Here is a 22,537-nt window from a genome sequence, read left to right on the forward strand (position 1 = left end):
GTCCCGGGCTGACAATTTCGACTGTAATGGACGTTCTTAAATGACTAGTCAAACAAGAACGTCCCCAACGACTATTAAGTCTGAACGTTAGCTCAGTTCGTCGGCTACTTGGTGTTCGTAGAAGGCTTCTACTACGGCGTTAAAGTCGCGGGCGAAGTCTTCCATGGTTCCGTGCCAGGTGGCTCGGCCGGGTTTTCCCTGGCCAACATAGGCAGTTTGAATGCCGCAGGCGGGACTGGGGAAGTCGCGCTTGGGATCGTTGCCCACCATAAGGACCTCGTGCGGCTCGAGTCCCATTACCTGAAGCTGCTCTAGATAGTAGGTGGCATCGGGCTTGCAGCGGGTGGTGTTTCCCATGTGCGTGACGAGCTCAAAGGGGGCGTCGCCCAAGTCGCCCCAACCCATGCGGCACTCGATGGCCCCCTGGGGAAAGCTGGGGTTGGTAAAGAGCGCGCAACGCAGTCCAGCGTCCTGTACGGCCTGGAGCGCGGCGTGTGCACCCGGCATGGCGTGGGCGTTAATGACATCGTCGTTCTTGTATGGAAGAACTTCGCGGTCGTAGTAGGTAAACGCCTCGTAGATGAGGGGATCGGAGAGGCAGATGCCGCATCGGCGCTCGACCTCGGTGCGGTAAAACTCAAGATTGGTGCGGTTGTCCGTGCCGCTGCGGCGATTGGCATTGAGGTCGACCAGGATGGTGCCGAGGCGTGCCATCGTGCCACCGCGGCTGCGGCGTCCGATATCCGCGAGCATCGACGAGACATCCTTAAAATAGCGAAGGATGAACGCGTTGAGGTTGATGCTAAGAAGCGTCTCGTCCATATCGAAAACGACTGCTTTGAGCACGCGGCACCTTTCTCGAAAAATCGTTCCAGAATCGTTGGCTCCGGATACTTTACCGCAAAGCCGTATGCCTAACTGCCTATCGTCAACTTATGGAGACGGTCGTCCACAAGATTGCGAAAAAGTCTCCATACGAGTAAAAAATCGCAGTTCACGCTTGAAATCGAAATGATTTCCCCGTAACCTATACGAACGTGATTGCATAAGCGTCACATTAGTATCTGTCGGCTCCCGAGTGTTCCTAAACGTTGTGTGCTTGTCGCACCCTTCTGTAGGTCCTAGCAATCGGGGCCCCGTAGTTCGAAAGGGGTCCACCTTTGAGTGAGATTCAGAACTCGTCCATTTTCTCTCTTGACGATGTCAATGAGGAGGAGATGAACAACCTCATCGACGGTACGATTACCGACTTTGATGAGGGCGATCTCGTTAACGGCACTGTCGTTAAGATCGAGCATGACGAGGTGCTCGTTGACATCGGATTCAAGTCCGAGGGCGTTATCCCGGTCCGCGAGCTGTCCATCCGCAAGGACGCTAACCCTGCAGACATCGTTGCACTCGGTGATCCCATCGAGGCCCTGGTTCTCCAGAAGGAGGATAAGGACGGTCGTCTGGTCCTGTCCAAGAAGCGTGCCGAGTACGAGCGTGCTTGGAACCGCATCGAGGAGAAGTTCAACTCCGGCGAGAACGTCGAGGGCGAGGTTATCGAGGTTGTCAAGGGCGGCCTGATCCTCGACATCGGCCTGCGTGGCTTCCTGCCCGCTTCCCTCGTCGACCTCCGTCGTGTCAAGGACCTCACCTCCTACATGGGCACCCGCATCGAGGCCCGCGTCATCGAGATGGACCGCAACCGCAACAACGTCGTCCTCTCCCGTCGCGTCGTGCTCGAGGAGTCCCGTAAGGCCGAGCGCTCCGAGATCCTGTCCAAGCTCAAGTCTGGCATGCGTCTCCAGGGCACTGTTTCCTCCATCGTCGACTTCGGCGCCTTCGTCGACCTCGGCGGTATCGACGGCCTCATCCACATCTCCGAGCTCTCCTGGAACCACGTCAACCATCCTTCCGAGGTTGTCAAGGTCGGCCAGGAGGTCGAGGTCGAGGTTCTCGACGTCGATCTCAACCGCGAGCGCATCTCCCTGGGTCTCAAGCAGACCACCGAGGATCCGTGGCGCGCACTGGTCAAGAAGTACCCCGTCGGCGCTATCGTCGAGGGCACGGTGACCAAGCTTGTCCCGTTCGGCGCTTTCGTCGACCTGGGCGAGGGCATCGAGGGCCTGGTGCACATCTCCGAGATGGCCAACAAGCACGTCGACCAGCCTTCTCAGGTCACCCACGTGGGCGACAAGGTTCAGGTCAAGGTCATGGAGATTGACCTCGACCGTCGTCGTATCTCCCTGTCCATGAAGTCCGCTGCTGAGACTCTGGGTGTCGAGATCGAGGTTACCCCGCTGCCTTCCGAGAAGAAGGACGAGGAGACCGACGCCGAGTAAATCGGTTTGACGATCACTTGTTTAAGGGATCCGTCCGCAATGGACGGATCCCTTTTTGCATTTACTGCCGAGATGTTCGGTAGTAAATGCGCGTAACGCTGCTTGGGCTTTTCGCTTGCTATTGAGTTGTCGGTGCATGAAAAAACGCCGACATCCCGCCTCGGGGAGGAGGCGGGAACGCACCGAGTAGACGGAGGGGTGCGGAGCGCGGTCGCGTCTCGACTGACGACGTTGCCCATCGACGGAACTATTGTAGCGCATGGGTGGTTCTTGGTTTATCGTGTCGAGCGCTTGCGTTGTGCCATTGCGTGTGCTGGCGGTGTGCTACACTCTTTCACTGCTGAGTGGGCCAGACGGTCGCGCGATGTGCTGCTTGCAGCACGCGTGAGGAAAGTCCGGGCTCCAGAGGGCGGGATGCCGGCTAACGGCCGGGCGGAGTGATCCGACGGAAAGCGCCGCAGAAAAGAAGACTCCCACCTGCGCCACAAGGCGTAAAGGGAAAAGCTGAAACGGTGGTGTAAGAGACCACCAGCGTCGTGGCAACACGGCGGCTTGGCAAGCCCCATCCGGAGCAAGCGCGAATAGGAACGCTATGGGCCGGCCCGGTCCGCGTTCGGGTAGCGTGCGTGGAGCTGCACGGTAACGTGCAGACAAGATAAATGACCGTTCACGACAGAACCCGGCTTATAGGCCCACTCAGCTTTCTTGTTGACGCTGCGACGGCGTCAGCTGGCCGATTTGGCGCTCATTCGTCGGTCGCCGCCATAAGGCGTGCTCCCTCCTCTTTCGGGCCAAATCGACTCAGCTGGCGCCGTCTCGCTGTTGGTGACGGCATCATTGGCGTTTCCGTTCTTGTTGGAGAGGGCAACGGTACGGCCTTTGCCGTATTATTGAGGCTGTTTATTGCTTTGCTTGTTGTTGAGGGGCTTTGTTGGACAGCTATTTTACTCTGCAATCGAATATTGAGGCTTCGGGCGAGTTTGTGGACCGCAAGAGTCGGTTTATTGCCCAGCTGGTCCATATTGAGTCCGAGGATGAGGCAAATGCCTTTATCGAGATGGTCCGAAAGCGTCATTACGATGCTCGACACAATGTTCCCGCGTGGATTTTGGTCGACGGGCGCGAGCGTCAGAGCGATGACGGTGAGCCGAGCCGTACGAGTGGCATGCCGACGCTCGAGGTGTTGCGCGGTGCAGGGCTCAAAAATGTTTGCTGCGTGGTAACGCGCTATTTTGGTGGCACGCTGCTGGGGCCTGGTGGCTTGGTGCGCGCCTATACCGCGGCGACGCAGGCGGCGGTGGCCGCGGCTCAGGAGGCCGGGCAGATCGTCGAGATGACGAGTGTCGTGCCTGTTGACGTGCATGTGGCCTATCCGCAGTATGAGCAGGTGCTTCGTTTGGCGCAGGATTCGGGTGCCAAGGTTTCGGATACCGATTACGCGGATGCCGTGACACTTCATTTGGTGTTCAAAGCGGGGGAGCAGGAACCGTTTTGTGCTAAGATGCGCGAGCTTATGGCAGGGCGCGAGGAGATTGAGGTCGGCGCTCCCGAATTTGCCGAGTTCTAACGGCGACGGCCGGTGTGCTTTTGGATGGATCCCAAGCGCGCCGGCCGTCGTTTTATGTTGCCGCCGTTTACTCGGCGAGCTGCTTTAGCACATCGCAGGCGATCTCGATGGCATCGTCGATGCAGCCGGGGCAGCTGCGGAGCGGACCCTTGTCCGATCCGACGCCCTTGAGCGTGCCGCAGACGGTCGTCGTGTTCTTCTCGCCAAAACGCTTGGCGATCTCGCGCGACAGCTTGTAGGTCTGGCCCTTGGTCTTGGGGTTTTCCATGCCGTCGCTCATTACAAAGCCCATGATGGCCACGGCGCCCGAGATGGCGCCGCAGGTTTCGGTCATGCCGCCCATGCCGGCGCCAAAGCCCTCGGTGAGGGTAAAGGCGACCTGGGGGTCGAGCCCGACGGCGGGCGCGAGCGTGCAGGCGACGGCCTGCGCGCAATTAAAGCCACGGGCGTGGTACTCGGCAGCCTGAGCCTGACAGGCGGTGATGTCGAGCTGGGCTGTATCGATTTGCTTCATCGTTGTCTCCTTGGTCACGGTGTACCCGCCTATGGTACCCGTGACGGGGCATGTAATCATCGAGAGCTTCATGTATGCCTCATGTATATCCATCGAATAAATGCCTAAGGCTGAGACGAATGCCCCTGATTTATTTGTCTCATAACCTATCGGCGGGATGGGTTGAGAGGGGTGCGGGGTAGCGGTATCGTGAACCGAATAAAATCAAAACCCAAGTAAGGGAGTTGGATATGAGCGAGCAGACCATCGGTACCACGTGTGTTCAGGGCGGTTATCGCCCGGGCGATGCAGAGCCGCGTCAGGTGCCTATCTACCAGTCAACCACGTGGAAGTACGACACGTCCGAGCACATGGGCAAGCTGTTTGACCTGGAGGAGTCGGGCTACTTCTACAGCCGTCTGCAGAATCCCACGTGTGATCTGGTTGCCGCCAAGATCTGCGAGATGGAGGGCGGCACTGCTGCGATGCTCACGAGCTCGGGCATGGCTGCGAACTTCCTCGCGATCTTTAACGTGGCCGGTGCCGGCGATCACGTGGTCGCGAGCTCTGCCATCTACGGCGGTACCTACAACCTGCTTGCCCATACCATGGGCCGCATGGGCGTTACCTGCACGTTCGTTGCTCCCGACTGCACCGATGAGGAGCTGGAAGCAGCCTTTCAGCCCAACACCAAGCTCGTCTTTGGCGAGACGATCGCCAACCCTGCCCTTGCCGTGCTCGATATCGAGCGTTTTGCCAAGGCCGCGCATGACCACGGCGTGCCGCTGATGGTCGACAACACCTTCCCGACGCCTGTGATGTGCCGTCCCTTTGAGTGGGGCGCCGACATCGTCACGCACTCCACCACCAAGTACATGGATGGCCATGCAGCCTACCTGGGTGGCGTGATTGTCGACCACGGCCAGTTTGACTGGATGGCCCATGCGGACAAGTTCCCGGGTCTCACCACGCCCGACGAGAGCTACCACGGCGTGACCTATGCCGAGAAGTTCGGTCGCGAGGGCGCCTTCATTACCAAGGCCACCGCGCAGCTCATGCGCGACCTCGGCCCTATGCAGAACCCGCAGGCGGCGTTTTTCCTGAACAGCTCGCTCGAGAGCCTGCATGTGCGCATGCCGCGTCATTGCGAGAATGGCCTGGCCGTTGCCAAGTTCCTGCAGAGCCATCCCAAGGTGCGCTTCGTGAGTTATCCGGGCCTGGAAGGCGACAAGTACTATGACCTGGCTCAGAAGTACATGCCTAGCGGTACCTGCGGCGTTGTGAGCTTTGGCTTTAACGGTGGTCGTGCGGCGGCCGAGACCTTTATGAAGAGCCTCAAGCTCGCCCAGATCGCCACGCATGTGGCCGATGCCCGCACCTGCTGCCTGCATCCCGCTAACGCCACGCACCGTCAGATGAACGATGAGGAGCTCATCGCCTGTGGCATCTCCGCCGACATGGTGCGCCTGTCGTGCGGCCTCGAGGACACGGCCGACCTGATTGCCGACCTTGAGCAGGCTCTCGAGCAGTGCTAGGCTAGCGTTCGCATAAGTCGCCGATGCCGACAGAGGGCTTCGGCGACCTTTACGTTCCGATTCCGTAGGCGGGACCCCAATCGCGGCTGTTTGCAGGCGATTGGGGCCCCGTTTTTGTGTTGCGCCACTCGAAAGGATGGATATGGAGAAAACCGCAGAGCAGCTGCGCCGCGAGCACATTGCCCTAGAGGGCGACACCCATGGCAAGAACAAATGGGCGATTCTGTTTACCGTGCTCATCATGACGTTTATGGCGTGCCTGGATTCGACCGTCGTGACCGTGGCACTGCCCGTGATGCAAAAGGAGCTGGGCGTGGGCCTCGACCGCATCCAGCTGGTGAGCTCGGTGTATCTGCTTGCGACATGCGTGGCTATGCTGCCGTTTGGCCGTCTGGGCGACGTGCGCGGCAAGGTGGGCGTATTCCAACTGGGCGTCATCGTCTTTACGGTCGGCTCGCTGCTGTGCGGCCTTTCGGCCTCGCTCGAGGTTCTCATTCTGGCGCGCATTGTTCAGGGCGTTGGTTGCGCGGCGGCCATGGCCAACAACATGGGCATCATCACCGAGTCGTTTCCGGCGCGCGAGCGCGGTCGTGCCATGGGTATCCTCGCGACTTTCGTGGCCCTCGGCATGATGTGTGGTCCCGTGCTCGGCGGCATGCTGGTGGCAAGCTTTCCCTGGGAGAGCATCTTCCTCATCAACCTGCCCATTGGCGTCATCTCGTTTATCGTGGGGCTTTACACACTGCCGCATGTTAAGCCGGAGGCCGGCGAGCGCCCCATGTCGCTGGCGGAGGCCGCGCGTCGCTGCTTTGCGAGTTCGGCTTTTACGATTAACTTGGCATGCATGCTTATTGTGTTTATCGGCATCGGTGCATCTGAGTTTGTGCTGCCGTTCTATTTCCAGGATGCCCATGGCTTTAGCTCCGATATTTCCGGACTGCTCTTTTTGGCGCTGCCGATGGTGAATGCCTTTATCGGGCCGCTTTCGGGTACGGTTTCGGACCGTGTTGGCTGCGAGGGTCCCACGGCGGTCGGCCTGGGTGTGTACGTGTGCGGTCTCTTTGCGGTAAGTACGCTCGACGAGCACTCCTCCATCCCTGCGATCGTGTGCTGTGTCGCGTTTATGTCGTGCGGCACGTCGATTTTCCAGAGCCCCAATAACTCCCTGTACATGGGCTCGGCTCCGCGCGAAGCGCTCGGTTTTGCTGGCAGCTTGGGCAGTTTGGCGCGCTACGCCGGCATGGCACTCGGTATTACGGTGGCGTCGAATATCCTGTATGGGCAGATGAGCGTGGCGATGGGCGAGGCCGTGACCAGTTTCGTTGCAGGCCGTCCAGATGTGTTCTTATTCGGCTTTCGCTCGGTGTTCTACGTGCTCATGGCTGTGGCCGCTGTGGGTTTTGCGCTCGCCATGGTGCGTTTGGTGAGGATGTGCGCCCGCCATTAGCGTGTTGGGAGGCTGCCTGCCACGTATTCGCGCCGTCCCAAAAAGACTGGTTTGTGGTGCGATGCGGCTTGTGGGACAGGCGGGGGTCGGTCCGTGGTAGACTATCGAACAACGTTTATTAATCGCGCGGTATCGTTGCCGCGAGAAGGGGTTGCGCCATGCAGGAGCTTGAGGATCGTATTCGCCATGACGGCATCGTAAAGGCCGGTAACGTCCTTAAGGTTGATGCCTTCCTCAACCACCAGTGCGACGTTGAGCTGTTCGACCACATGGGCGCCGAGTGGGCCCGTCTGTTCAAGAATGTCGAGATCAACAAGATCCTGACGATTGAGGCTTCGGGCATTGGTATGGCTTGCATTGCAGCCCAGCACTTTGGCGGCGTGCCGGTGGTCTTTGCCAAGAAGGCCCAGTCCATCAACCTCGACGGCGAGCAGTATGCCACGACCATCTACTCCTTTACCAAGCAGAAGGAGTACCCGGTCATCGTTGGCAAGCGCTTCCTGTCCGAGGGCGACAAGGTCCTGATCATCGACGACTTCTTGGCCAACGGCTGCGCGCTCGAGGGTCTTATCAAGATCTGCGAGGCTGCGGGTGCCGAGGTGTCCGGTATTGGCATTGCGGTGGAGAAGGGCTTCCAGGGCGGCGGTGATAAGCTCCGCGAGCGCGGCTTCCGCGTTGAGAGCCTGGCCCGTATCGCCGATATGGACTGCGAGACCGGCGAGATCACCTTCGCCTAAGCGCGCAACACAAGCGATTGGTATGCGATGTGACAAAGGGACCGTCCCTTTGTCACATTTTTTGTATGAGGGGAGGTGTTGATATGGATGAGAACAAGATGGGATGGCGCGAGTATGCACGCTATGCCGAGATGTCGGTCGAGGAGTTGGCGCGCGATTGCGAGGTGCAGGTGTTTCGCGCGACGGGTCCGGGCGGACAAGGCGTCAACACGACGGACTCGGCGGTGCGCATGAAACATATCCCTTCGGGAATTACCGTGACGGCGCGCGAGAGCCGCAGTCAGTTCCAAAACCGTAGTAGCTGCCTGCGTAAGCTGCGCGCTGAGCTTGAGCGTCGCGGGCGTCCACCGCGCCGACGCGTAAAGACCAAGGTGCCCCAGTGCTCTCGCCAGCGCAGGCTCAATGACAAGCACTTCAACGCCATAAAAAAGGCCAACCGTCGCAAACCGGGCAGCGACGAATAGCTTCCTCATAAGTTGCGGTGAAATAGGGACTGTTTTTCGGCTTTAGCTGAATAAACAGTCCCTATTTCACCGCAACTTAGGGGTGGCTAGCGGGTGGGGCGCCAGATGTGGAGGGCGCCGGCAAGGATGTCGACCTCGATGCGCGAGGCGACAACGGGCTCGCCGTCGGCCTGGATGGGGAAGTCGGGCTCCTCGAACGTGAGCTCGGCATGGCGGCAGCGGCGCATGCGAATCGGCGGCAGTTTGGTATGGTGGCCGTCTTTGGCCGAAAGGAACATGGGCAGGGCAACCGCGCGTGGGACGGGGCCGCAGGCGTAGCAGACGTCGAGTATGCCGTCGCAGGGATCGGCATCGGGACAGATGCGATAACCCGAGCCATAGGTGGGGCCCAGCTGAATTGCCATGATGATCGCCCTCACGCGCTCGGCGGGCGCGCCGTCAAAGCTGACCGTCATGGGGTAGTTGCGATAGCGCAGGCCGAACTGCTCAAGTCCCGAGAGGGTGTAGAGCGGAGTGCCCGTTAAGCCGGTCTGTTTGCGCAGCTCGGTGGTGCCCAGGCCGATGGCGGCATCGAGGCCGACTGAAAGCGTCTGGTCGTAGTACTCGACGGATGCCTCGCCGCTACCGCTTGCGGGGTTCCATGAGCGAATGCGTCCGATATCCTGGTGCTGCGGCTCGCAGGTGAGCAGCGCGCCAAAATCCTTGCCGGAGAAATCTTCGATACCGAGCGTTTGGGCAAAATCGTTGCCGGAGCCAACGGGCAGGACGGCAAGGGCGGGACGGACCGCTTCTTCTTGCGCCATCAAGCCATTGACGACCTCGTGGATCACGCCGTCGCCGCCAAGGGCGATAACGGTACGGTAGCCCTGGGCCTGTGCGGCAAGCTCCTTGGCGTGCCCCGTGCGTTCGGTCAGCACCAAGTCAAACTGAGATGCGCGCGCGGTCATATCCAAAAAGCGCTGCAGGCGCTCGGCAACCTCGCGCGCGGCGCCCGACTGGGCGGCAGGATTGGCGATGATGAGCGTGCGACCAAAATCAGTTGCGTGCATGGGGCGACTCCCGGCGTATGGCATGACGGTGCGGTCACGCTCGGGTCGAATTGCCCCCGATTGTGGCTGCACGGCGAATACTTACGTCTACTGTATCAGGTCGTTGTGGCGCTCGATAGCATCCGCCACCGTACCACCCTCGTCCACGATAAGCGAGCGGCGCTTGGGTGAGATGATGCGCTGGGCGGGGTACACGCCGCGGTGTCCGCCGACGAGATAGCTGATAAACGAAACGATGACAAAGAAGCCCGCGGCCGTGCCGTGGAACAGGTCGATGGCCATCATGCAGGTGGTGATGGGCACGTTGAGGCCGGCGCAGAACACGCCGAGCATGCCGAGAGCCGCCAGAAAACTGGGGTCAAGCCCGGTAAGGCAACCGATCCAGCCACCGAGTGCCGCACCGATGCCAAACAGGGGCGTGACCTCGCCGCCTTGGAAGCCCGCGCCCAGGGTAAGCGCTGTGACGACCAACTTGATGGCTGCGTCCGCCAGGGTGGTGTTGCCGGCATATCCGGCGCCGGAAAGCCACGTGGAAAGGCCGGCGTAGTCCCAGGCGTCGAGGAGGGCATAGGCGGCCAAAACCACGAGTGCGCCTATGAGTGCGCGGACGAGGTAATTGGTGATAAAGCGACCGTACAGGCTCTTGACGGTTCGAACCGACCAGGCAAAGAGGCGTGCCGTCAGGCCGAAGATAATGGCGCTGATAACAACGATGGCAACCGTCCGTGGTGTCATGTTGGGAACGCTGGCGATGACATTCGCCTCGTACTCGGTTCCCAAGGCGAGCGATGTAAAGTAGCCGGTAAATGAGGCGACGAGGCAGTAGATGCCCGCGGTGTAGTCGATCTTTCCGATAAAGCACATCTCCATGCCAAAGAAAGCTCCGGCAAGGGGCGAACCGAATACGGCGCCAAAGGCCGACGAGATGCCGGCGAGCATGAGGTCGTGGTGGTCATGCTTTTTGAGGTGGGCGAGGCTCGAGATGTTGCTGGCGATGGTGCCACCAATCTGCACCGCGGCACCCTCGCGACCGGCCGACCCGCCCGTTAGGTGCGTGAGCGTGGAACAGACGAAGGTGAGGACGGCCATGCGCATATGGATGAGGCGTGTGCCCAGAGCGGAGTCGATGACCAGGTTGTTGCCTCGTTTGGCGGCAAGACCGTGGTTTTTGTACACCCATGCGGTGGCAACGCCCACAACGGGAAACAGCGCGTAAATCCATGCATGGTGCTCGCGATAGTCGGTCGCGATATTCAGCGAGGCCAAAAACGCCCAAGCGGCAACGCCCATGGCAAGCGAGACGATAACGACGAGAACGAGCAACTTGGCGCTCGCGAGTAGGTTACGGGCGTTGCGGCGCGTGTCGGCAGCCAAGAGGTGCTCGGAGCGGGTGAGCTGTTGCCTGCCTGCCATGATGACGTCATTAAGGGAGAAAAAGCCGCCGTCGTCGAGCGACTGAGAATGATCCTGCGCCTCGTTTGCGCTTTCGGGTTTGTCGGTAAAAGCCATACGTTCCTCTTTTTGGTTGCAACAGGAGCATTATAGAACGTGCCATACGTGACAAACCGGCAGGTTGGTTTTGGTTTTGTTTCGCGGCTTGCGGCCGACAGATGTATTCGCGGCCGCGGGCCAGGTCTTGAGCAGGCGGCGAGGGATTATACTGAGATAAACATAAAGAATCGGCGCTTTTGTTGCGCGCCGCAGCATGCTAGAGGTGCATATGGCTGAGAAACTCATTCCGTTGGAGGACGCACAGGCGATCGTCTTGTCGCACGTGAATCGCACCGAAGTCGTCGAGATTCCCGTGTGGCAGGCCGTCGGTCTTCCCTTGGCCGAGGATGCGGTGGCCGATATCGACATCTCGCCGTTTGCCAACAGCGCTATGGACGGATATGCCGTGCGCTCGTCGGACTTGGCGCGGGCATCTGGCGAAGCGCCGGTGACGCTCGACGTTATCGGACACGAGGCCGCGGGCCGTGTGTTTGAGGGCGCAATCGGCGCGGGTGAGACGGTCCGCATCATGACGGGCGCGCCGGTACCCGAAGGTGCCGATGCCGCGGTGAAGTATGAGATCGTCGATGTGCTCGATGGCGACGGCAACGAGGGCTCGCGTGTGAGGTTCTCGGCGCCTGCCAAGGTAGGGGAGAACGTTCGCTCTGCCGCCGAGGAGGCCCATGCCGGCGATGTTGTGATGCACGCCGGCGAGGTTGTGGCTCCGGCGGGCGCCGGCTTGTTGGCGAGCGCCGGGTATGCGAGCGTGAAGGTGCATGCCGCGCCGCGTGTGGGCATTATCTCGCTGGGCACGGAGCTGGTCGCGCCGAGTGAGCTGCCGGCGCGCGGGCAGATTCGCGACTCCAACTCGTCGGCGTTGATGGCCGAAGCGCTCGATGCAGGAGCCGAGCCCGTGTTCTACGGCATTGCGCCCGATGATGAGCAGGCGATTGCCGAGCTGGTGCATCGCGCCGTGCTGGAGTGCGATTTTGTCATTACGAGCGGTGGCGCCTCGGCAGGCGACTACGACTACGTGACGGCGCTCGTCCGGCGCGAGGGCGATGTGCTGTTTGACCGCATCTCGATGCGTCCGGGCAAGGCCATCACGTTTGGCTTGCTTGGGGGTAAGCCCTACCTGGGACTTTCAGGAAATCCGGCCGCGGCGTATGTAGGCTTTGAGATGCTTGCGCGTCCGGCGATTCGCAAGATGCGCGGCTTTGCCGAGGGCGTGCGTCCCGTACAGCAGGCGATATTGACGCACGGCGTGAAGAAGCGCCAGCATCGCCGCTTCTTCGATCGCGCCACGGTTTTGCGCGACCCCGAGACCGGTGAGCTGTTGGTGACCGAGGCCAAGACGCAGAATTCGGCGCTGCTCGGCACGATGCAGCGGGCCAACTGTCTGCTGCGTATTGACGAAGGGCCGTGTGAGCTCAAGGCGGGAGATGTCGTGGACGTTGTGCGCGTCGATCTGCCTGAGGGAACGGTGCTATAGGAGGAATGCCATGGAGCTGAAGATATCGATCGTGACGTGCTCGGACACGCGCGATCTTGCCCAGGACGAGGCGGGTGCTGCGCTCGAGGAACTTATCGAGGCGCAGGGATGGACGGTCGCCTCACATGTGGTCGTGCGCGACGACGTCAGCGAAATCGGTGATGCCATTGTGGAAGCTGCCGATGAGTGCCACGCCAATGTCGTGCTCACCTGCGGCGGCACGGGGCTTTCGATGCGCGATGTGACGCCCGAGGCGACGCGTGCCGTCTGCGAGCGCGATGTGCCGGGTATTGCGGAGGCAATCCGTGCGTACTCCATGACCAAGACGCGCCGCGCCATGCTCTCGCGCGCTATTTGCATGCAACGAGGTCATACACTTGTCGTAAACTTTCCCGGTTCTACGAAGGCCGCCCGCGAAAGCTGGGAGGCCATAGCGGACCAGCTGGAGCATGCGGCTCAGATGACAGCGGGCGGCGGACATACCAACTAAGCGGTTTACCTGCGGCGGAGTGACCTGAACGGCTGCTCCGCCTTTTATTTGCGCCCAAGGGGACGGCATTCTGTAGGCATGCTTGAAACTATATTCTCAGACGAGAATAATTTTTCATAATCATTATTCGCATCGAAGTATAATCTAATTACAGAATAAAGCCCGCGGTGGGGTACCCGGGCACAAGGTCCGAAAGGGTTGAACATGTTCGATATGGTTTCTCGCCGCGGATTCGTCTCACTCTCCGCTGTCGCCGCTGCCGGCCTTGGCCTTGCCGGCTGCTCCGGAAACAAGGAGCCTGAGTCGACCGGTTCCGATGCCGGCTCCGCCAAGATTTCGTCCAAGAAAGCTGTCGAGCTGCAGGTCTTTGCTGCCAACTCGCTCGAGAAGGCTCTGCCCGAGGTTCAGAAGCTCTACACCGACCAGACTGGCACCGCCTTTTCCGACACGCAGTTTAAGGCTTCTGGCGACCTCGTTGAGCAGATGCGTGCCGGCGCCACGGTCGACGTGCTCATCACCGCCTCCAAGGGCACCATGGACGATGCCGAGGCCGCCGAGCTCGTCGATGCCGACACCCGTGAGGATATGTTCGTCAACGACCTTGTGATCATTCGTGCTGAGGGTTCCGACACCAAGATCGAGGCCATCGCCGACGTCGCGAATCTGGACGGCAAGATCGCCATCGGCGACGCCAAGACCGTCCCCGCCGGCAAGTACGCCAACCAGGCCTTAGCTTCTGTGGGTCTCTACACCGGCACCGAGGGCGACGACGGCGAGTATGCACCCGAGCTTGCCGACAAGGTGGCCCTGGCCGACAAGGTCGGCACCGCTGCGTCTTACGTCTCTACGGGCGACTGCGTGGCCGGTTTTGTCTACAGCTCCGATATCTTCCGCTATGACGGCATCGAGGAGGCCTTCGTGTGCCCCGAGGATTCGCACAAGCCCATCGTGTACCCGGGCGCCGTTGCCGAGAGCTCCGAGCACGCCGACGAGGCCAAGGCGTTTATCGACTTCTGTCTGACCAACAAGAAGGCTCAGAAGATTTGGGCTAACTACGGCTTTGAGCTTTCCGAGTAGTGCGGCTTGGCGCGATAATTCCATCGTTTTGTGTTTCACTCCGTCCTTGTATTCGCTTGGAGCTTTTCGTGCTTAATAGATTCCGCATGCTTGTCGCCTGTGCTTTGACCTTCGCGCTTTGCTGGGTGCCGGGATTTGCGTTTGCTGGGGTCGCTGAGGACGGGGCCCAGGTTGCTGCGACCGCTCATGGGCTTTCCTATGGGATCGAGGGTTTTGAGCGGTTGGCCAAGGGGACCGCTCGTGCCATGGAGGGCCAGCCTGAGGGCTACCGGTTTCCCGTTGACGAGGACGTGGACCTTGTAGTGGCGCCTGCTGCCGATCGCGTTGTGGTGTGGATATCGCCCAAGGCGGCCGAGAAGTATGGATTGGATCCGCAGGACAACGAGTGTGTATCGGGTCTCAAGGCCCTCGTCTGTGAGCTCGACAGCGCAAACTCCATGGGAGGTGCGCAGCTAGGGGACGTTGATCTTCCTTGGTATGTTACGGCGGAAACAACGTTTGATGCCGGCGGGTATACCTATGGCTTTGACGAGCACGGTGCGGATGGGGACCGCTATGTGGTGATTGCATCGGCCTCGGGTGATGCCAAGGGCGGCGCGCGCTGGCTTGATAGCGCTCAAATGGTAGAAGCATCGTCTGTCGTGTTGCGGGATGAGCAGGGTCCCTTGACCTCTCTGGCCTCCTTTTTGGGCGACATCGACTATCGCCCGCTTTGGGTGTCCATAAAAACGAGCGGCCTTGCCCTGCTGATTTCCTTTGCGCTGGGCCTGTTCGCCGCGTGGAAGACTATGGGTACCTCGAGTCGCATCAAGGGCCTGCTCGACTCGGTCTTTACGATTCCTATGGTGCTGCCGCCCACGGTCTGCGGCTTTCTGCTCCTCATGCTATTTGGCCGCTCGACCGGGGTGGGCCAGTGGCTCATCGCGCACGGCATCTCGATTGTCTTTACGTGGCCGGCGGCGGTCATTTCGGCCGTCGTTGTGTCGTTTCCGCTGGTCTACCGCACGGCGCTCGGAGCCTTTGAGAGCCTTGACACGCAGATGCTCGATGCCGCGCGAACCCTGGGATGGTCTGAGCATCGCATCTTTACCAAGCTTATGATGCCGCTTGGCTGGCCCTCGATTGCCGCCGGCGCGGTGCTTGCCTTCGCGCGTGCCATGGGCGAGTTTGGCTGCACCCTGTTCTTTGCGGGCAACTACGCCGGCATTACCCAGACCATCCCTATCGCCATCTACTTTGAGTGGATGGGCGGCAACACCTCGGTGGCCCTCTTTTGGGTCGTCGTCGTGATCGTGTTTAGTTTCCTGGTAATCCTGTTCATCAACATGTACACGGCGCATTCGCAAAAGTATCGCGAGCGTGGTCTCTCCCGTGCGGAGCGCAAACAGGCCAAGCAGCTGGGTAGCCAGATCGATTCGCTCGACCCAGTGGGCGGCGATGCGCTGCGTATCGATCGCGAGGCGCTGGCCGAGCTCATGCGCGATGACGCAGCACCGCAGGGAGGTCGATAAGCTATGTCGCTCGTTTTGGATATCAAAAAACGCTATCCCGGGTTTATGCTCGACATGCAGCTTGAGGCCGGCGAGGAGCGTGTGGCGCTCCTGGGCGCCTCGGGTTGCGGCAAGAGCTGCACGTTGCGCTGCATTGCCGGCGTGGAGACACCCGACGAGGGCAAGATCGTCGTCAACGGCGTGACCTTCTTTGACTCTGCGGCGGGCATCAACCTTTCGCCCCAGGAGCGAAAATGCGCCCTGATGTTTCAAAACTATCAGCTGTTCCCTAATATGACGGTGGCCGATAACGTGTGCGCCGGCGTTGAGGGTGCAGGTGACGCCGCAGCGCGTAGACAACTTGCCGAGCGCTACCTGGGCATCTTTGGACTGGCCGACTTTGCCGACCGTTATCCCGCGCGCCTCTCGGGCGGCCAGCAGCAGCGTGTGGCGCTTGCTCGCATGGTGGCGGCACACCCGGGCATTTTTATGTTCGACGAGCCCATGAGCGCGCTCGACGCGTATCTCAAGAGCGCGCTTGAGCAGAACATGCTCGACCTGTTCGACGTCTGTAACCGTACCGTGCTCTACGTGAGCCACGATATTGACGAGGCATGCCGCCTGTGCGAGCGCATTTGCGTGATGCATAACGGGCATGTGGAGGAGATCGGCTCCGTCGAGGACGTGGTCCGCCGGCCGCAAACCTTGGCTGCGCTGCGTCTGACGGGCTGCAAGAATACGAGCCGCGCGCGCAAGATCGAGCTTCAGGAAGTTGAAGCCCTGGACTGGGGCATGACCTTCAACGTGGGCCGTGAGGTTCCCGATAATGTGGCGTACCTGGGTATTCGTGCGAGCTACTTCCATGTGGACAACCGCGCTGAGCGCGGTCGTAACAGCTACGATCTGCATGTGGCCCGCGTGAGCGATTCGCGTTTTGAACGCCTGGTGCTGCTGGACGTGCCGCGCGCCGACGCGCCGACGCGCCTGCAGTGGAAGGTCAACAAAGTGGGCATGCCTGTCGACGAGCTGCCGCAAGCAGGCGAGACGCTGCGCATGCATTTTGATGCCAGCAGGATCCATTTGGTTTGTCGTTGATGCGGTGGGCGATGCGGGCGAGGAGGTAGTCCTCGACCGCTTTGTTTCCGCTTTATCGCTCGCCGATTTCTATATGACAAAATCTTATCAATCTGATAATTATTTATCAGACAGCGAGGTGTTCGCACCCCGCAGCTGTCGTACGATTGTCAACGGTGTTCGCATGGTCGATGACCGTTGATATAGTTGACCTCAACTGGTTAAGGAGGGTGCGCACATGCCGCAGACGACATACATTCGCCGCGTTGCCGCGCGTGCCCTATATATCGCTCGGAGCCGCATATGAGCAGGTATGTTCACGGCTCCGGGAGAGACGACGCACAATTAAATAGTCAACCGCAAAGCAGGTTCCCCAAAATTCCGGGTTTGAGCACGGCAGGGCAATCGCCGCCCGTCGTGCATCGATACCGCTGTTATCCGTTTTTGGTTCGAGAGGGGAACCGCCATGGCTGAAGAATTCGATTTCCATCCGATGTGGGAGAGCCTCGGCATGAATCTTGCCGACCACGACATGCTGCTGGGCGCCGTGGGCCAGATGTACGGCGATATGTTCTTGACGCAGAACAATCGCGCCAAGTCCACGTCCTACCTGGACTTTGTGGCCACCAACATCCACAGCGGCCGTATTAAGGAGATGCTCGACAAGAAGGAGGCCGGCGAGGCCACCAAGATCGTCGGTTCGTTTTGCGTGTACGTGCCCGAGGAGATTGTGCTCGCCTGCGACGGTATTCCCGTGGGCCTGTGCTCGGGTGCCGATTGGGCAACCGATAAGGTCGAGGAGCATCTGCCGCGCAACACCTGCCCGCTTATCAAGAGCTTTGCCGGCTTTAAGCTGGGCGAGGTCTGCCCCTACATTGAGTCGAGTGACTTGGTGGTAGGCGAGAACACCTGCGATGGCAAGAAGAAGGCCTACGAGTTTTTTGCCACGCAAAAGAACATGTACGTCATGGATATTCCCAACGTACACGACGAGTCGACGCTCGTGACCTGGAAGGCCGAGGTCAAGAAGCTCGCCGCCAAGATCGAGGAAGAGTGCGGCGTCACGATTACGCCTGAACGTCTGAAGGCCGCCATCCACGCCGTCAATGAGAAGCGTCGCGCCCTGCAGCGCCTTGCTGCCACGCGCGCTGCCGACCCAGCGCCCATTAGCGGTCTCGACAGCCTGCTGACCGTTCAGGCCGCCTTTATGGACGACACGCCGCGTCTGACCGGAGCCATCAACGATATGGCGGCCGAGTGTGAGCAGCGTGTCGAGGCCGGAGAGGGCGTGGCGCCCAAGGGAACCAAGCGCATCCTGTACACCGGCACGCCCATGGCCGTGCCCAACTGGAAGCTGTTCAACCTCATCGAGAAGGCCGGCGGCGTTGTGGTGGGCGAGGAGTCCTGCACGGGTTCGCGCTATTACAAGGATTTGGTCGATGAGTCCGGTGAGACGGTTGACGAGATGCTCGATGCTATCGCCGAGCGCTACTTTAAGATCAACTGTGCCGTCTTTACGCCCAACGACCAGCGTATGAAGGACATTGTCCAGATGGCCAAGGACCTGCACGCCGACGGCATCGTCGACGTGGCCCTGCAGTTCTGCACGCTCTACGAGATGGAGTCGTTTGCCGTGGAGAAGGCCGCCGAGGAGGCAGGCATTCCATATATGCACATCACGACCGACTACGCCGGCGAGGATGCAGGCCAACTGCAAACCAGGATTGAGGCTTTCTTGGAAACCATTTAGGGCTATACGTTCCGGCGGCTTCCCCAGGTACCCGATCTTGCCGTTCAAACCGTCGCTTGCGTACCAAAGTGCGCGGAGCTGCTCTTTCACGGCAACCTCGGGCGCCTGGGAAAGCCGTTTCCTTGGTTGGTTAAAAGGTTTAGGAGTTATATGTCGGAAAATATTGAGCAGCCGTTGCCCAGCACGTTTGAGGAGTTCAACGAGCAGCGCAAGGCCGCGTTTATTCGCGTCAAGGATTATAAACAGGCCGGCAATCGCCTGGTCGGCTTTTTGTGCAGCTATACGCCGCTCGAGATTATCGATGCCGCGGGGGCCGCAAGTGTCGCTCTGTGCGGTACGTCCGATGAGGTGATTCCCGAGGCCGAGAAGGTGCTGCCGGCAAACCTGTGCCCGCTCATCAAGTCGACCTACGGTTTTGCCTACTCGCAAAAGTGCCCGTTTACGTACTTTAGCGACATGATCATCGGCGAGACCACCTGCGACGGCAAGAAGAAGATGTACGAGCTACTCAACGAGCTCAAGCGCACGCACATTCTGCATCTTCCGCAGGGTCGCGATCGTGCCTACGAGCGTGAAGGCTGGTACGAGGAGTGCCGCCTACTCAAGGAGGAGCTCGAGAACTTCTACGGCATCACGATTACCGACGATGACCTGCGCGCCGCCGTCCGTCGTCGCAACCGTTTGCGTGCGGCCCAGCTCGAGATGTTTGCGCTGCAGGCTAACCAGCCGGCGGCCATGAGCGGCGTCGACCTGATGAGCACCATGTTTGCCGGTACGTTCAGCTTTGATATCGAGGCCTATACGGATCAGCTGGAGCAAAAGGTTGCCAAGCTGCGCGAGGCCTACGACGCGGGCGAGCGCCCGGTTGCGGCGGATGCCAAGCGCATCCTGATCACCGGCTGCCCGGTGGGCGGCGTGATCAACAAGATAGGCCGTACTATCGAGTCCAATGGCGGCGTGGTCGTGTGCATGGACGACTGCTCGGGTGAGCGCACGGCGGCCATGATGATCGACCCCGATGCTCCCGATATCCTGCGCGCCATCGCCGACCGCTACCTGGATATCAACTGCTCGGTCATGACGCCCAACGACGGTCGTATGGAAAACACGCTGGCCATGTGCGAGAAGTATCATGTCGATGGCGTAGTGGAGAGCGTGCTGCAGGCGTGCCACACCTTTAACGTGGAGAGTGCGCGCATGCAGGAGGCCGTCGAGGGTGCGGGTATTCCGTATATGAAGATCGAGACCGACTACAGCAACGGCGACATGGGCCAGATCGAGACCCGCATCGCCGCCTTCATCGAAACCCTCTAGCTTCCTCAGGCACCGGATCTTGCCCCTCAAACCGTCGCTTGCGTACCAAAGTACGCCGCGCTCCTCTTTCGGGGCAACCTCCGGCACCTGAGAAACCTAGAGCTAAGGCGCCTGAACGCGCCGCTGTCTTTGATGTTTGGATTAGGAGAGAGCCATGATAGGGATCGGGGTCGATATCGGGTCTACGGCGGCTAAGGCTGCTGTGGTCGATGGTGAGGGTTCGGTGGCGTGGACGTGCGTGCAGCCAACCGGGTTCTCCTCGGTCGATGCCGCCGATAGGTTGCGCGAGGCGCTCGCGGCGGCGGGCTTTGACGTTGCATCCGATTCTGCGCGTGTGGTGGCCACGGGTTACGGGCGCGTGGCTGTGCCATACGCCCACAAGGTTGTGACCGAGATTACCTGCCACGGCGCCGGTGCCGTGCGTCTGTTTGGCGATCGCGGCACGGTGATTGACGTGGGCGGCCAGGACACCAAGGTCATTCAGCTTAAAAATGGCCGCGTGGCCAAGTTTGCCATGAACGACAAGTGCGCTGCCGGCACGGGGCGCTTTTTGGAGATCATGGCCGACCGCCTAGGTATTTCTCAACAGCAGATGGCCGACCTGGCGCGTTCCGGCGAGCCTACCAAGATTTCCAGCATGTGCACGGTGTTTGCCGAAAGTGAGGTCATTAGCCTGATCGGTCGCGGTGAGCCGCGCGAGAACATCGCACGTGGCGTGATCGACAGCGTGGTCTCGCGCGTGGCGACCATGGCCGGGCAGGCCGCGGGCGCCCCGTACTACCTGACCGGTGGCCTGTGCGAGAACGCCTTCGTGGTGGAGCGGTTGGGCGAGCTGCTGGGGTCGCCGGTGACCACCTCGCCCCAGGCTCGCTTTGCCGGTGCCATCGGCGCGGCGATTCGCGCACAGGCGCTCGATTAATGCATCGGCCGTGGGCCTGCATTCATGCGTATACTGGGAGGAAATGATTGACCGATGAGAGGAGGTATCGATGGCTGACGATCAGATTAAGCTCACGTCTATGACTGCCGCGAGCGGTTGAGCCGCTAAGTTGGCTCCTGGAGCCCTCGCCCAGGTCCTGGGCGACTTACCCAATGTGCATAACGACAACCTGCTCGTGGGGTTCGATACCTCCGACGATGCGAGTGTTTTTCGTGTTGGCGAAAACCTGGGCCTCGTGCAGTCCGTCGACTTCTTCCCGCCGATGGTCGACGACCCGTTCCTGTTTGGTCAGATCGCGGCGGCCAACTCGCTGTCGGACATTTATGCCATGGGTGGACGACCGAGCCATGCCATGAACCTGCTGTGCATTCCCAGTTGCCTGGGCGTCGAGGTCGCAGGTGAGATTCTGGCGGGCGGTGCCGACAAGTGCGTCGAGGCGGGCTGCTCCATCGCGGGCGGTCACACCATCAACGACGACGAGCCCAAGTACGGCTTGTCTGTGAGCGGCTTTGTCGCGCTCGACCGCATGCTCGCCAACAGCGGCGCACGCGTGGGCGATGTTCTGCTGCTGACCAAGGCGATCGGCTCGGGCATCATCACCACGGCCATTAAGGGCGAACTCATCGAGCAGGACGAGGCCACAGCCATGTTTGACTCGATACGCACCCTTAACGAGGCACCGATTCGTCTGGCCGAGGGACTTGAGCTTCACGGCTGTACCGACATCACGGGCTTTGGCTTGATTGGGCATGCGTGCGAGATGGCCGAGGGCTCGGGCGTGCAGATTGAGCTTGCGTCGGAGGCGGTGCCGCTCTTTGACCAGGTACTCGACATGGCACGTCTGGGCATTATCCCAGCGGGCTCCTACCGCAACCGGGACTTTTTTGGCCCGCGTGTGGCTGTCGACGAGGGCCTGGAGCCGGGCATGCTCGACGCGCTGTACGATCCGCAGACGTCTGGTGGCCTGCTTATCGCGGCGCCCGCGGCGGATGTGGATGAGCTTGCGCGTCGCCTGGATGCCGAGGGGTGCATCGCCGCCGTTATCGGTCGCGTGTGCGAGGCGGTGCCGGGCGGTCCTGCTGTTCGCGTTGTGCATTAAAGAAAACCGTTTATGCGACCGCCTACTTTTCTGGGCGGTCCCTTTTGAAAGGATGTAGCTATGTCTACCAAGATTGAAGTCAATGCCATGGGCGATGCCTGCCCGCTGCCCGTCGTCAAGACGCTTAAGGCACTCAAACAGCTTGACGGCGAGGGTGCCGTAGTGACCTCGGTCGATAACGAGACCGCCGTCAAGAACATCTCCAAGATGGCGCAGGAGAAGGGCTGCACGGCCTCGGTCGAGAAGGTTTCTGACGCCGAGTGGCGCGTGACCGTGGCGACCTCCGGTGCCGTTGCCGTGGCAGACCCCGAGCAGGACGGTGCCGCTTTCTGCGGTGCCAGCACCGGCAAGGGCGAGCTCGTCATTTCCGTCTACACCGACTGCATGGGCCGCGGCGACGACGAGCTGGGCCACAAGCTCATGAAGGCCTTCATCTTTGCCGTGACGCAGCAGGAGGAGCTGCCCGCGACCATGCTGTTCTACAACGGCGGCGCCAAGCTCACCGTCGAGGGCTCGCCGGTACTTGACGACCTGAAGGGGCTGGCTGAGCAGGGCGTCGAAATCCTCACCTGTGGCACCTGCCTCGACCACTATGGCATTAAGGACCAGCTTGCCGTGGGCGAGGTCACGAACATGTATGTGATCGTGGAGAAGATGGAACAAGCCGTGCGCGTCGTGCGCCCGTAGCGTATTGGTTGGAG

The 22,537-nt window shown here is 60.4% G+C and carries 20 protein-coding genes and 1 other RNA gene; 17 read left to right on the top strand and 4 right to left on the bottom strand.

Annotated features, from left to right (window positions below; genetic code table 11):
* Positions 1–87: 87 nt before the first annotated feature.
* On the bottom strand, positions 88–846 hold the full coding sequence (locus DXD56_RS00005) for an HAD family hydrolase (RefSeq protein ID WP_117639185.1): 759 nt from the start codon (positions 844–846) through the stop codon (positions 88–90).
* Between the two features lie 314 nt (positions 847–1,160).
* Here DXD56_RS00005 and rpsA point away from each other — a divergent pair, with 314 nt between their 5' ends.
* The 3 genes from rpsA to DXD56_RS00020 all read left to right on the top strand — a co-directional run bounded on the left by rpsA (position 1,161) and on the right by DXD56_RS00020 (position 3,894).
* A complete protein-coding gene (gene rpsA / locus DXD56_RS00010; RefSeq protein ID WP_022095232.1) occupies positions 1,161–2,327 on the top strand; it encodes a 30S ribosomal protein S1 in 1,167 nt (388 codons plus the stop codon).
* A gap of 341 nt (positions 2,328–2,668) precedes the next feature.
* Positions 2,669–3,030: RNase P RNA component class A (rnpB, locus tag DXD56_RS00015), an RNA gene on the top strand.
* 225 nt (positions 3,031–3,255) lie between these two features.
* Positions 3,256–3,894: a YigZ family protein gene (locus tag DXD56_RS00020; protein WP_199411510.1), complete on the top strand. Its 639-nt coding sequence runs from the start codon at positions 3,256–3,258 to the stop codon at positions 3,892–3,894.
* Positions 3,895–3,961: 67 nt separating this feature from the next.
* On the opposite strand, the gene DXD56_RS00025 is transcribed toward DXD56_RS00020, so the two are convergent.
* Positions 3,962–4,408 carry a C-GCAxxG-C-C family protein gene (locus DXD56_RS00025; protein WP_233514425.1) on the bottom strand — a complete coding sequence of 149 codons (447 nt, stop codon included), beginning with the start codon at positions 4,406–4,408 and terminating at the stop codon, positions 3,962–3,964.
* 230 nt (positions 4,409–4,638) lie between these two features.
* Here DXD56_RS00025 and DXD56_RS00030 point away from each other — a divergent pair, with 230 nt between their 5' ends.
* The 4 genes from DXD56_RS00030 to DXD56_RS00045 all read left to right on the top strand — a co-directional run bounded on the left by DXD56_RS00030 (position 4,639) and on the right by DXD56_RS00045 (position 8,570).
* Positions 4,639–5,922, top strand: coding sequence for an O-acetylhomoserine aminocarboxypropyltransferase/cysteine synthase family protein (locus tag DXD56_RS00030; protein WP_117639191.1), 1,284 nt, complete (start codon positions 4,639–4,641; stop codon positions 5,920–5,922).
* 142 nt (positions 5,923–6,064) lie between these two features.
* Positions 6,065–7,369, top strand: a complete 1,305-nt coding sequence (locus DXD56_RS00035; protein WP_117639193.1) for an MFS transporter — start codon at positions 6,065–6,067, stop codon at positions 7,367–7,369.
* 158 nt (positions 7,370–7,527) lie between these two features.
* Entirely contained in the window at positions 7,528–8,106 is a 579-nt protein-coding gene (locus DXD56_RS00040) for a xanthine phosphoribosyltransferase (RefSeq protein ID WP_117639195.1), read from the top strand.
* Between the two features lie 83 nt (positions 8,107–8,189).
* On the top strand, positions 8,190–8,570 hold the full coding sequence (locus DXD56_RS00045) for a peptide chain release factor-like protein (protein ID WP_370445859.1): 381 nt from the start codon (positions 8,190–8,192) through the stop codon (positions 8,568–8,570).
* Between the two features lie 86 nt (positions 8,571–8,656).
* On the opposite strand, the gene DXD56_RS00050 is transcribed toward DXD56_RS00045, so the two are convergent.
* Both DXD56_RS00050 and DXD56_RS00055 read right to left on the bottom strand, forming a co-directional pair.
* Positions 8,657–9,619, bottom strand: a complete 963-nt coding sequence (locus DXD56_RS00050) for a diacylglycerol kinase family protein (protein ID WP_117639197.1) — start codon at positions 9,617–9,619, stop codon at positions 8,657–8,659.
* An 87-nt stretch (positions 9,620–9,706) separates the two neighbouring features.
* Complete coding sequence (locus DXD56_RS00055; protein WP_199411511.1) at positions 9,707–11,128, bottom strand: chloride channel protein; 1,422 nt, start codon at positions 11,126–11,128, stop codon at positions 9,707–9,709.
* Positions 11,129–11,339: 211 nt separating this feature from the next.
* On the opposite strand from DXD56_RS00055, the gene glp reads away from it, so the two are divergent.
* From glp to yedF, 10 genes are all read left to right on the top strand, one after another.
* Positions 11,340–12,602 (top strand): gephyrin-like molybdotransferase Glp, encoded by a 1,263-nt coding sequence (gene glp, locus DXD56_RS00060; RefSeq protein WP_117639199.1) that lies wholly within the window; start codon positions 11,340–11,342, stop codon positions 12,600–12,602.
* 10 nt (positions 12,603–12,612) lie between these two features.
* Entirely contained in the window at positions 12,613–13,092 is a 480-nt protein-coding gene (locus DXD56_RS00065) for a molybdenum cofactor biosynthesis protein B (RefSeq protein ID WP_117584062.1), read from the top strand.
* Positions 13,093–13,296: 204 nt separating this feature from the next.
* Complete coding sequence (gene modA / locus DXD56_RS00070; RefSeq protein WP_117639201.1) at positions 13,297–14,169, top strand: molybdate ABC transporter substrate-binding protein; 873 nt, start codon at positions 13,297–13,299, stop codon at positions 14,167–14,169.
* 68 nt (positions 14,170–14,237) lie between these two features.
* The gene (modB, locus tag DXD56_RS00075) at positions 14,238–15,680 is read left to right on the top strand and encodes a molybdate ABC transporter permease subunit (protein WP_233524889.1); all 1,443 of its coding nucleotides are present in this window, start codon (positions 14,238–14,240) and stop codon (positions 15,678–15,680) included.
* Positions 15,681–15,683: 3 nt separating this feature from the next.
* Entirely contained in the window at positions 15,684–16,754 is a 1,071-nt protein-coding gene (locus DXD56_RS00080) for a sulfate/molybdate ABC transporter ATP-binding protein (RefSeq protein WP_117639205.1), read from the top strand.
* A 445-nt stretch (positions 16,755–17,199) separates the two neighbouring features.
* Positions 17,200–18,483 carry a double-cubane-cluster-containing anaerobic reductase gene (locus DXD56_RS00085; protein ID WP_117639207.1) on the top strand — a complete coding sequence of 428 codons (1,284 nt, stop codon included), beginning with the start codon at positions 17,200–17,202 and terminating at the stop codon, positions 18,481–18,483.
* Between the two features lie 150 nt (positions 18,484–18,633).
* Positions 18,634–19,797: a double-cubane-cluster-containing anaerobic reductase gene (locus tag DXD56_RS00090; RefSeq protein WP_117639209.1), complete on the top strand. Its 1,164-nt coding sequence runs from the start codon at positions 18,634–18,636 to the stop codon at positions 19,795–19,797.
* A 154-nt stretch (positions 19,798–19,951) separates the two neighbouring features.
* Positions 19,952–20,716, top strand: coding sequence for an acyl-CoA dehydratase activase (locus DXD56_RS00095; RefSeq protein ID WP_117639211.1), 765 nt, complete (start codon positions 19,952–19,954; stop codon positions 20,714–20,716).
* A gap of 70 nt (positions 20,717–20,786) precedes the next feature.
* On the top strand, positions 20,787–21,836 hold the full coding sequence (selD, locus tag DXD56_RS00100; RefSeq protein WP_117639213.1) for a selenide, water dikinase SelD: 1,050 nt from the start codon (positions 20,787–20,789) through the stop codon (positions 21,834–21,836).
* Between the two features lie 60 nt (positions 21,837–21,896).
* The gene (gene yedF, locus DXD56_RS00105; RefSeq protein WP_117639215.1) at positions 21,897–22,523 is read left to right on the top strand and encodes a sulfurtransferase-like selenium metabolism protein YedF; all 627 of its coding nucleotides are present in this window, start codon (positions 21,897–21,899) and stop codon (positions 22,521–22,523) included.
* The last annotated feature ends 14 nt before the right edge of the window (positions 22,524–22,537 follow it).

This window comes from Collinsella sp. TM06-3 (assembly GCF_003436395.1).
Classification (GTDB): domain Bacteria; phylum Actinomycetota; class Coriobacteriia; order Coriobacteriales; family Coriobacteriaceae; genus Collinsella.

What these genes read in the sequence shown, in the direction of transcription:
- DXD56_RS00050 (WP_117639197.1), bottom strand. Translation starts at nt 9,619, where the DNA reads ATGCACGCAACTGATTTTGGTCGCACGCTCATCATCGCCAATCCTGCC.
- DXD56_RS00030 (WP_117639191.1), top strand. Translation starts at nt 4,639, where the DNA reads ATGAGCGAGCAGACCATCGGTACCACGTGTGTTCAGGGCGGTTATCGC.
- DXD56_RS00045 (WP_370445859.1), top strand. Translation starts at nt 8,190, where the DNA reads ATGGATGAGAACAAGATGGGATGGCGCGAGTATGCACGCTATGCCGAG.
- DXD56_RS00090 (WP_117639209.1), top strand. Translation starts at nt 18,634, where the DNA reads ATGTCGGAAAATATTGAGCAGCCGTTGCCCAGCACGTTTGAGGAGTTC.
- DXD56_RS00040 (WP_117639195.1), top strand. Translation starts at nt 7,528, where the DNA reads ATGCAGGAGCTTGAGGATCGTATTCGCCATGACGGCATCGTAAAGGCC.
- DXD56_RS00035 (WP_117639193.1), top strand. Translation starts at nt 6,065, where the DNA reads ATGGAGAAAACCGCAGAGCAGCTGCGCCGCGAGCACATTGCCCTAGAG.
- DXD56_RS00080 (WP_117639205.1), top strand. Translation starts at nt 15,684, where the DNA reads ATGTCGCTCGTTTTGGATATCAAAAAACGCTATCCCGGGTTTATGCTC.
- DXD56_RS00055 (WP_199411511.1), bottom strand. Translation starts at nt 11,128, where the DNA reads ATGGCTTTTACCGACAAACCCGAAAGCGCAAACGAGGCGCAGGATCAT.
- glp (WP_117639199.1), top strand. Translation starts at nt 11,340, where the DNA reads ATGGCTGAGAAACTCATTCCGTTGGAGGACGCACAGGCGATCGTCTTG.
- DXD56_RS00085 (WP_117639207.1), top strand. Translation starts at nt 17,200, where the DNA reads ATGGCTGAAGAATTCGATTTCCATCCGATGTGGGAGAGCCTCGGCATG.
- DXD56_RS00025 (WP_233514425.1), bottom strand. Translation starts at nt 4,408, where the DNA reads ATGAAGCAAATCGATACAGCCCAGCTCGACATCACCGCCTGTCAGGCT.
- DXD56_RS00095 (WP_117639211.1), top strand. Translation starts at nt 19,952, where the DNA reads ATGATAGGGATCGGGGTCGATATCGGGTCTACGGCGGCTAAGGCTGCT.
- yedF (WP_117639215.1), top strand. Translation starts at nt 21,897, where the DNA reads ATGTCTACCAAGATTGAAGTCAATGCCATGGGCGATGCCTGCCCGCTG.
- DXD56_RS00065 (WP_117584062.1), top strand. Translation starts at nt 12,613, where the DNA reads ATGGAGCTGAAGATATCGATCGTGACGTGCTCGGACACGCGCGATCTT.
- modA (WP_117639201.1), top strand. Translation starts at nt 13,297, where the DNA reads ATGTTCGATATGGTTTCTCGCCGCGGATTCGTCTCACTCTCCGCTGTC.